A 2,005-nucleotide genomic window follows, 5' to 3' on the forward strand; every position below is an offset into this window, starting at 1 on the left:
ATGTATTACTCATACATACTCACTACATACATCGGCAAATCCCTGGTATTTCTTTAATATCTTGTATGCCCCCTAATCGGCCAGAAGCTCCACAAGCTGCTCTATATTCTTTTTCCCGAACACCATTTTTTCTCCGTTAATAACAAGACAGGATACACTCATAACCTGGTATTTATCCTTTAAATCCGGGAAATGATTCAGATCGTATACGTCTGTCGTCATGATCTGCATACGGATATCCTTATGGATTGCCGCAATTTTTTCCGCGATGTTTTCATCTATCGCCTGTACCGGCCCGGAAGCATTATACAGCCCCAAAACAAAGGAAGTAAACTCATGCCCTCCCGGCATCCCGTGAAAGGCAAGTCCCGTTTCCGTTCCATTCCGCAGACAAACCCTCACACAGGGAAGCTCCTTTTCGACCGTGTTTTCCAAAACCTCAACTGTCAGCTTATCTGTCAGGGCCGCCAGCTCTTCCATATAGGCTTTCAGCTCTGCAGACACCGGCCTGTTGTCCAGTGATAATTTTAAAACCAAGGGGCGTTCCATTTTGGAAAAAACGGAGGTAAGCTGATTTACAATATCCTCGGAGAACAGGCTTTTCCCCTCCTGATTCTGTAAAGCCTTCTCCTTTTGCACTGATTTCTCCAACGTCTGCAGCTTCGGCTTTCGCCCTGTCTTTTTCTGCATCCTTGCGGCATAACGTTCCAGCTCTGTGGCCGCCAGCGCTCCATCTCCCACCGCCGCAGCCACCTGCCGCAGGCTTTTGATGCACACGTCTCCCGCAGCATACAACCCCTCCACGCTGGTCTTATGATTTGCATCTGTCACCACATAGCCCTGTTCGTTCAAGCCGGCAATGCCTTTACCAAATCCGTTGCAGATTCATAACCGGCAAAAACAAATACCCCGATATTATCGCCATCCTGGGCTCTGTATTTCACGGATTCTCCCGTCAGCGTATTCCTATAGCGGATGGCTCTCAGCGCAAAGTCCCCGCTTACACTCTCAACCTCTGTATTGGTCAGCACCGTGATCTTTTCATTATTTCTGGCAGCGTCTGCGGTCTGTTTTGCACAGGTAAAGTCACCTTCCCTGATCAGAATGGTCACATGCTTTGCATACTTTGTGAGAAACACGCTCTCCTCCGCAGCGGCAAAACCGCCGCCTATCACAAAGACCTCTTTGCCGGAAAAAAATTCCCCGTCGCAGGTTGCACAGTAAGCAACTCCGTGGCCGCAAAAGGCTTCCTCTCCCGCAAAACCAACCATGCGCAAATGAGGATTTGTTACTGCATCGTCAATGATAGTTCTATTTCATCTTCGTCCGCTGCTCCGGTCTCTGTAAAGCCTCTGCTTTTATACAAATTTAGTGCTTGGAAATTATCTCTGTTACAGGTTAAGGTCGCCCGATTTGAAGAGCCAAAAGGTTTAGCTTTGATATAATCAAGCACCCGATCCAATGCAGCTCTACCATAGCCCCGTCTCTGATTCGATTCATCAATCATCATATGCCATATATCATATTCAGGGATATCATAATCGTAAATCACCATAACATACCCAACCATAGTGTCACCTTCATATATTCCCAAAGGTTGGCATTGCTCCCTATAGACATAAGCCTGTGCAAGACTACGAATCGGATGTGAAACAAAGCGTTCTTGTTCCGGTGAAAGTTTTAGATTAAATGCGTCAATAAAGTTTTCTTCTGTAATTTTTCTAAGATTAATCATAAATTCCTCCATAAATATCCTGACTTAATTGGTAAGTTGATCTTGTATGAACATCTATAAAAGAACAGAAGATTGCATTAAAAAGCAAATAAAAAGCCATGGCTAATAAACCACGGCAAAAGAAATTCTATAAAAACTATTATGATGCAACCGAGGTTCTCAAAAGATATTCAGATTTTATATTAGTTCTGTTATTTCTCATAATTAAGTACCTCGCTCGTATTATATAGTAGTAGTTTTTATTGACCCTCTCCAAGGTCTAAATACTAT

The 2,005-nt window shown here is 44.0% G+C and carries 3 protein-coding genes; all 3 read right to left on the minus strand.

Annotated elements, in window-relative coordinates:
- Window positions 1-72 precede the first annotated feature (72 nt).
- Genes AC1WIP_RS15135 through AC1WIP_RS15145 form a run of 3 tightly spaced genes read right to left on the minus strand, consistent with a single transcriptional unit; the run spans window position 73 to window position 1,735 of the window.
- On the minus strand, window positions 73-852 hold the full coding sequence (locus AC1WIP_RS15135; protein ID WP_481142609.1) for an FAD-dependent oxidoreductase: 780 nt from the start codon (window positions 850-852) through the stop codon (window positions 73-75).
- On the minus strand, window positions 849-1,271 hold the full coding sequence (locus tag AC1WIP_RS15140; RefSeq protein ID WP_481142610.1) for an FAD-dependent oxidoreductase: 423 nt from the start codon (window positions 1,269-1,271) through the stop codon (window positions 849-851). The genes AC1WIP_RS15135 and AC1WIP_RS15140 overlap by 4 nt, the downstream gene beginning before the upstream one ends.
- Before the next feature lie 17 nt (window positions 1,272-1,288).
- Window positions 1,289-1,735 (minus strand): GNAT family N-acetyltransferase, encoded by a 447-nt coding sequence (locus AC1WIP_RS15145; RefSeq protein ID WP_481142611.1) that lies wholly within the window; start codon window positions 1,733-1,735, stop codon window positions 1,289-1,291.
- Window positions 1,736-2,005: the final 270 nt, after the last annotated feature.

Source organism: Acetatifactor sp. (assembly GCF_982438285.1).